The organism is Mycobacterium sp. TH-M25, assembly GCF_057473665.1.
On the sequence record NZ_JBYCLA010000394.1, the window covers coordinates 1 to 7,053 of the forward strand.

General features: G+C 66.7%; 7 protein-coding genes and 1 pseudogene. 2 read left to right on the plus strand and 6 right to left on the minus strand.

Going from position 1 to position 7,053, the window contains the following annotated elements; translation table 11 throughout:
- Window positions 1-113 precede the first annotated feature (113 nt).
- Together AC2VOU_RS13250 and AC2VOU_RS13255 are read left to right on the plus strand one after the other, a co-directional pair.
- On the plus strand, window positions 114-1,076 hold the full coding sequence (locus tag AC2VOU_RS13250) for a 4-(cytidine 5'-diphospho)-2-C-methyl-D-erythritol kinase (protein WP_486957795.1): 963 nt from the start codon (window positions 114-116) through the stop codon (window positions 1,074-1,076).
- 296 nt (window positions 1,077-1,372) lie between these two features.
- Window positions 1,373-3,007, plus strand: a complete 1,635-nt coding sequence (locus tag AC2VOU_RS13255; protein ID WP_486957796.1) for a fatty acyl-AMP ligase — start codon at window positions 1,373-1,375, stop codon at window positions 3,005-3,007.
- Window positions 3,008-3,042: 35 nt separating this feature from the next.
- Here AC2VOU_RS13255 and pth read toward each other — a convergent pair whose 3' ends face one another.
- The 6 genes and pseudogenes from pth to AC2VOU_RS13285 all read right to left on the minus strand — a co-directional run bounded on the left by pth (window position 3,043) and on the right by AC2VOU_RS13285 (window position 7,024).
- Complete coding sequence (gene pth / locus AC2VOU_RS13260) at window positions 3,043-3,618, minus strand: aminoacyl-tRNA hydrolase (RefSeq protein ID WP_486957797.1); 576 nt, start codon at window positions 3,616-3,618, stop codon at window positions 3,043-3,045.
- A 3-nt stretch (window positions 3,619-3,621) separates the two neighbouring features.
- A complete protein-coding gene (locus tag AC2VOU_RS13265) occupies window positions 3,622-4,281 on the minus strand; it encodes a 50S ribosomal protein L25/general stress protein Ctc (RefSeq protein ID WP_486957801.1) in 660 nt (219 codons plus the stop codon).
- A 125-nt stretch (window positions 4,282-4,406) separates the two neighbouring features.
- Window positions 4,407-5,273 carry an oxidoreductase gene (locus AC2VOU_RS13270; protein ID WP_486957798.1) on the minus strand — a complete coding sequence of 289 codons (867 nt, stop codon included), beginning with the start codon at window positions 5,271-5,273 and terminating at the stop codon, window positions 4,407-4,409.
- 24 nt (window positions 5,274-5,297) lie between these two features.
- Complete coding sequence (locus AC2VOU_RS13275) at window positions 5,298-5,948, minus strand: LpqN/LpqT family lipoprotein (protein ID WP_486957799.1); 651 nt, start codon at window positions 5,946-5,948, stop codon at window positions 5,298-5,300.
- Window positions 5,945-6,043, minus strand: a pseudogene (locus tag AC2VOU_RS13280) (arsenate reductase (glutaredoxin)); the annotation flags it as partial. The pseudogene AC2VOU_RS13280 and the gene AC2VOU_RS13275, both read right to left, overlap by 4 nt.
- Window positions 6,044-7,024 (minus strand): ribose-phosphate diphosphokinase, encoded by a 981-nt coding sequence (locus tag AC2VOU_RS13285; RefSeq protein WP_486957800.1) that lies wholly within the window; start codon window positions 7,022-7,024, stop codon window positions 6,044-6,046.
- Window positions 7,025-7,053: the final 29 nt, after the last annotated feature.

A 7,053-nucleotide genomic window follows, 5' to 3' on the forward strand; every position in this document is an offset into this window, starting at 1 on the left:
GAGGAGTTCGTCCGGCTCTACCAACGTTCAGGCGAGGTCGGCGGCGCGGGCCCTCGAGGTCAAGCTCAGCGACACGCGTCAGCGGGTTGAACGGCGGGCGATAGTCTCGTTCGGTGCCGACGGATCCGAGCACCGTAGCTCAGTGGCTTCCCACTGGCTCGGTGACAGTTCGCGCACCCGGAAAAGTCAACCTTTACCTGGCCGTCGGCGATCTGCAGGAGAGCGGCTATCACAAGCTGACGACGGTGTTCCACGCCGTCTCGCTGGTCGACGAGATCACCGTCCGCGACGCTGACGTGCTCTCACTGGAGATTATCGGCGAAGGCAGCGGCCAGCTTCCCCTCGACGAGCGCAATCTGGCCTGGCAGGCGGCCGAACTGATGGCCGAGCATGTCGGCCGCGCGCCCGATGTGTCGATCGTGATCGACAAGAGCATTCCGGTGGCCGGTGGAATGGCGGGCGGCAGTGCGGACGCCGCCGGGGTGCTGGTCGCGCTCAACGCGCTGTGGGAGCTCGGCGTGCACCGTCGCGACCTGCACACCCTGGCCGCGAAACTGGGCAGCGATGTGCCGTTCGCCTTGCATGGCGGTACCGCGCTGGGCACCGGTCGCGGTGAGGAACTTGCAACAGTGCTGACCCGCAACAGTTTTCACTGGGTTTTAGCCTTCGCCAACGGCGGGTTGTCCACCCCGAAGGTGTTCCGCGAGCTGGATAGATTGCGTAGCAAGGGGTCAGTCGGTAAGCCGCCGCGCCTCGACGAGGCCGGCCCGGTGCTGGCTGCCTTGGCGGCCGGCGACCCGGAACAGTTGGCGCCGCTGCTGGGCAACGAACTGCAACCGGCCGCCCTGAGCCTGAGTTCGCCGCTGCGGCGGGTGCTGCGGGCCGGTGTCGAGGCCGGTGCGCTGGCGGGCCTGGTCTCGGGATCGGGACCGACGTGCGCATTTTTGTGCGGGTCGGAGTCCTCGGCCGTCGATGTGGGCACCGAACTCTCCGGCGCCGGTGTCTGTCGGACTGTGCGGGTCGCCAGCGGTCCCGTGCACGGTGCCCGCGTGGTTCCGACGCCGACCCCTGGGTGAAGCCGGGCGCTGACGGAGCGCCGAATTCGTCATACAGTTTGGCAGTTCTTTAAGAGGAGTTTAAGATGTCGGACGGTGATGATTTCCGGTCGAGCAACGAGCCTTTCTTCTTCGCCCGCCGTCTCCCTCGGCGGGCGTGTCAAGGCTGGCGTTGCGACGCTGCCGGCGGTGGCGGGGTCACCACCGATTCGAGATGAAATCGCTGCCCAATTGTGGGCGCGCGGCTATCCCAATGTGTGCTTGAGCAGGAGCAACATTAAGGGCTGGACGATGGCGCCGGAACCGAGGAGGCAATCGTGAGCAGGTTTACCGACAACATGTTCCGCAACGCTCACCGGAGCGCTCGGGGCATGGTCACCGGCGAGCCGTATGAGCCGGTCCGGCACACCTGGCTCGAGGTGCACGAACGGGCGCGCCGCATCGCCGGCGGACTGGCCGCGGCCGGTATCGGACACGGTGACGCCGTCGGCGTGCTGGCCGGATTCCCGGTCGAGATCGCCCCGACCGCGCAGGCCCTGTGGATGCGCGGCGCCAGCCTGACGATGCTGCACCAACCCACCCCGCGCACCGACCTCGCCGTGTGGGCCGAGGACACCATGAACGTGATCGCGATGATCGAGGCCAGCGCGGTCATCGTCGCCGAGCCGTTCCTGGTCGCCATCCCGGTGCTGGAGGAAAAGGGCATCAAGGTGCTCACGGTCGGCGACCTGCTCGAGTGTGAGCCGATCGACCCGGTCGAGACCAGTGAAGACGACCTGGCGCTGATGCAGCTGACGTCGGGTTCGACCGGATCGCCCAAGGCGGTCCAGATCACCCATCGCAACATCTACTCCAACGCCGAGGCCATGTTCATCGGCGCCCAGTACGACGTCGACAACGACGTCATGGTCAGCTGGCTGCCCTGCTTCCACGACATGGGCATGGTGGGCTTCTTGACCATCCCGATGTACTTCGGCGCCGAGTTGGTCAAGGTGACGCCGATGGACTTCCTGCGTGACACGCTGTTGTGGGCCAAGCTCATCGACAAATACCAGGGCACCATGACCGCGGCGCCCAACTTCGCCTACGCGCTATTCGCCAAGCGGCTGCGCAAGCAGGCCGAGCCCGGCCAGTACGACCTGTCGACGCTGCGGTTCGCGCTGTCGGGCGCCGAGCCGGTCGACCCCGCCGATGTCGAGGATCTGCTGGACGCCGGTAAGCCATTCGGGCTGAAGCCGTCGGCGATCCTGCCCGCCTACGGCATGGCGGAGACGACGCTCGCGGTGTCGTTTTCCGAGTGCAACGCGGGTCTGGTGGTCGACGAGGTCGACGCCGACCTGCTGGCTGCACTGCGCCGCGCGGTGCCTTCCAGCAAGGGCAACACCCGGCGGCTGGCATCGCTGGGTCCGCTGCTCAAGGATCTTGAGGCCCGCATCGTCGACGAGAACGGCGAGGTGATGCCCCCTCGTGGCGTCGGCGTCATCGAGTTGCGCGGCGAATGTGTGACGCCGGGCTACCTCACCATGGGCGGATTCCTGCCCGCCCAGGACGAGCACGGCTGGTATGACACCGGCGACCTGGGCTATCTGATGGAGAACGGTCACATCGTGGTGTGCGGCCGCGTGAAGGACGTCATCATCATGGCCGGGCGCAACATCTACCCGACCGACATCGAGCGGGCCGCCGGCCGTGTCGAGGGTGTGCGCATCGGCTGCGCCGTGGCGGTCCGGCTGGACGCGGGGCATTCGCGCGAAACTTTCGCCGTCGCGGTGGAATCCAATGCCTACCAGGACCCTGTCGAGGTGCGCCGCATCGAGCACCAGGTGGCCCACGAGGTCGTCACCGAGGTCGACGTTCGGCCGCGAAACGTGGTCGTCCTCGGCCCCGGCACCATTCCGAAGACGTCGTCGGGCAAGCTGCGCCGGGCCAACTCGGTGACCCTGGTCACCTAGCCCTCAACCAGCCGCCCTCACCTAGCCTGGAGCGGCTACCAGGCGTGCACCCGGTTCTGTGCCGGCTCGAGGCCGAGTTCGATCAGTAACTCGGTCGCGTCGGCCGCCTGCTCGCAGATCGTCGGCACCTGCGGACGCTCGGTGGCGGTGAAGGTTTCCAGCACGAACGCCGCCGGGTCTTTGCGTCCGGGCGGGCGCCCGATGCCGATCCGCACCCGCTGAAAGTCTCTGGTGCCGAGCGCGTTTGCCACCGAGCGCAGCCCGTTGTGGCCGCCTTCGCCGCCACCGAGCTTCAGCCGGATCTGGCCGAATTCGATGTCGAGTTCGTCGTGGATGATCACGACGTCAGCGGCCGGCACCGAGTAGAACTTGGCCAGCGGACCCACGTGGCGCCCGGACTCGTTCATATAGCACCGCGGCTTGGCCAGCACGATCGAATGGCCGCCGAGCCGGCCGGTGGCCACCTCGGCGCCGGAGCGCTTGTGCACCTTGAAGTTCGAGCCAAGTCGGACGGCGAGCCGGTCGGCCACCATGAAGCCCAGATTGTGCCGCGTCTGCGCGTAGCTCGGCCCGGGATTGCCCAAGCCGACCACCAATCGTGGTTGCGCCACGAACTATTCGGAGCCGGACCCGGCTTCGGCCGCCTCGCCCTCATCTTCGGCAGCCCCGCCGGCCGGCTGCTCGCCGGCGTCGCCGCCGCCTTCGCTCTCCAACTCCTCGGCGGTCGGCGCGTTGACCACGTTGACCACCAGCAGTTCGGGGTCGGCGATCAGGCTCACGCCCGGCGGCAAATCGATCTGTCCCGCGGTGAACTGGGTGCCCGGTTCGACGCCCTCAACCGACACAGTCACCGACTGCGGTATCGCCATGGCGTCGGCTTCGATCTCGATGGTGTTGGTCTCCTGGGTGACCAGGGTGCCGGGCACCGCCTCGCCGACGATCTCGACGGCGACCTCGACCGTGACCTTCTCGCCGCGACGGACCACCAGCAGGTCGGCGTGGGTGATGCTGCGCCGGATCGGGTGGATGTCGAGCGCTTTGGTCAGGGCGAACTGTTCGGTGCCCTCGATGTCGAGGGTCAGAACCGCGTTGGTGCCAGAGTGGCGCAGAACCGCGGCGAATTCTTTTCCGGGCAGTTCCAGGTGCTGCGGGTCGGCACCGTGGCCGTAGAGCACCGCCGGGATCCTGCCCTGGCGCCGTGCCCGCCGGGAGGCGCCCTTGCCGGTTTCGGCCCGTACCGAGGCGGCGATTTTGTTTGCGGCTCTGGCCATGATGTCGCTCCTGTGTGAGATTCCGGGGCACGGCCAGGATCGCGACTGTGAGTCGGTCCCCGTCGATAACGGCGGCTTGCACAAGCCACCCTCGCCGTGACGCCAGGTCAGGCTAGCGCATCAGCGGTTCAGAGCGGAAATTTGGTGTTCGTCAGCTGCTCGGACAGCTCCCACAACGTCGCGGCCGTCGTGTCGCGTTTGGCCAGCGGGCTGCGGCCCACCGGCTTGCTGCGCCCGAACATGCCGAACGCCGGTCCGATGAAGCTGTTACCCGGCACGTCCTGGGATACGGCGTAGAGCGTCTGGCGGGCGCCGAAGTCGGCGTCGGCGGCCAACCGGTTGCCGATCGACATCAGTGCGTCACCGAGCCGGTGGCCGGAGTGCCCCTGCAGGTTGGTGCGCGAGTACCCGGGGTGGGCGGCGACTGCCCGCACCGATGAGCCGGCCGCGTGCAGTCGCCGCTGCAGCTCGGTGGTGAACAGCAGGTTGGCGAGTTTTGACTGGCCGTAGGCTATCCACGCCGAGTAGGGCCGCGCCGTCCAGTTCAGGTCCCGCAGGCTGATGTAACCCATGTAGTGCATCAGCGAGGACACCGTTACGACCCGGTCGGTGATCTTCGGCAACAGCAGGTTGGTCAGCGCGAAGTGGCCGAGGTGGTTGGTGCCGATCTGGCTCTCGAACCCGTCGGCGGTGACGGCGTGTGGGATGGCCATGATGCCGGCGTTGTTCACCAGGATGTCGACTTCAGAGACCCCGCCGGCGAATTGCCGTACCGACGCCAGGTCCTGCAGGTCGAGTTGGCGCACTTCGACGTCGCCGGTCATCTCCCGGGCGGCGGCCGCACCCCGGCCCGGGTTGCGGACGGCCAGGATCACCTGCGCACCGGCCCGGGCCAGTTCGCGGGCGGTCACCGCGCCCAGTCCGCTATTGGCTCCGGTGACGATGGCGGTGCGTCCGGCGAAAGAGGGCAGGTCTGCGGCGGTCCACGACGTCATGGCACTCACACTAACGCGGGCGCGTTATTTGGCCGCGACGGTGAAGCCGCGGATGATGGTCTCGATGTCGACGGCGTCGGCGACCGCCTTGTCGGCCAGGCTGGTGACCGCGAGCTGGATCAGATACCTGTCCGGGTCTTCACCGGGGCCGTGTGCGATCACGATCCGGTTGATGGTGTGCAGCCGCTGGTTGCCGAGGTTGTAGCTGCCCTCGATCATCGACGACGGGAAGCCGTGAAAGTCGGCATCGGACGACTCCAGCTGCTTGAAGTTCTGGACGAGCCGGGCATCGTCGTTGCCGTGCTTGACCAATTCTCTGGCGTCGAAAGCGCCGCCCATTTTGAACACGATCAGCATGGCATTGGGAAAATTGTCGGCTTTGGCGATCAACTCCGTGGTCTGCGGGATGTTGGCCCGGTTGATTTTCTGCCAGCCTGCGGGGATCGGTATCGACACGGTCAAGTCGGGCACCTGATCGGGCGCGATCGGCGAACCGGACACTCCGTTGCTTTCCAGGTACTGCGAAAAGGGCACTGGCCTGTCGTTGGGCACTGCGCTGGTGGTCGTCGGTGTCGTTGACCAAATCGACTGGTAGTCAGGATTTTTCGGCCCGCATCCGATAACGGAAACGGCCAGGGCCGCCAGTGTCGCGGCGATCTGTACCCGGTGTCTCACAGGATTTCGCGGACCGTGTCGACCGGGCGGGCCAGTCGAGTACCTTTCGGCGTGAGGACAAACGGCCGATCGATCAGGAGGGGATGCTCGGCCATCTAAGCGTCCCCGTCGAACAGCCCTGTGACCGAACCGTTTTCGAATACCGCGCGGATGGTGCTGGCCAGCAGCGGGGCGATGGACAGGACGGTCAATTGCGGGAAGCGCTTCTCCTCGCCGATCGGCAGGGTGTTGGTGACGATCACCTCGCGGGCGCCGCACGCCGCCAGCCGTTCGGCCGCCGGGTGTGACAGCACCCCGTGCGTGGCCGCGATGATCACGTCCTTGGCGCCGTCGTCGTGCAGCAGCTTCACCGCGCCGGCGATGGTGCCACCGGTGTCGATCATGTCGTCGATCAGCACGCAGGTTTTCCCGGCGACCTCACCCACCACGCGGTTGGACACCACCTGGTTGGGCACCCGCGGATCACGGGTCTTGTGGATGAACGCCAGCGGCACCCCACCCAGCGCGTCGGCCCACTTCTCGGCGATGCGCACCCGCCCGGAGTCGGGTGAGACCACGACCATATTGCCGTCCGGGTAGTTGTCCCCGATGTAGCCGGTGAGCAGGTTCTGCCCGCGCATATGGTCGACCGGCCCGTCGAAGAATCCCTGGATCTGGTCGGTGTGCAGGTCTACGGTCACGATCCGGTCGGCACCGGCGGTCTTGAGCAGGTCGGCGACCAGTCGCGCCGAGATCGGTTCGCGGCCGCGGTGCTTCTTGTCCTGGCGTGCATACGGATAGAACGGCAAGACCGCAGTGATCCGCTTGGCGCTGCCTCGTTTGAGCGCATCGATCATGATCAGCGATTCCATCAGCCAGTCGTTCACCGGCGCCGGCGCCGACTGCAGCACGAACGCGTCACACCCGCGCACCGACTCGTTGAAGCGGACGAAGATCTCGCCGTTGGCGAACTCGCGGGCCGTCTGCGCGGTCACGTGGGTATCGAGTTCCTTGGCGACCTGTTCGGCCAGCTCAGGATGTGCGCGGCCGGAGAAGAGCATCAGGTTTTTGCGGTTATCGGTCCAGTCGTAGCTCACGTGCCGCCCTTACTGCTGTGGATCGGATG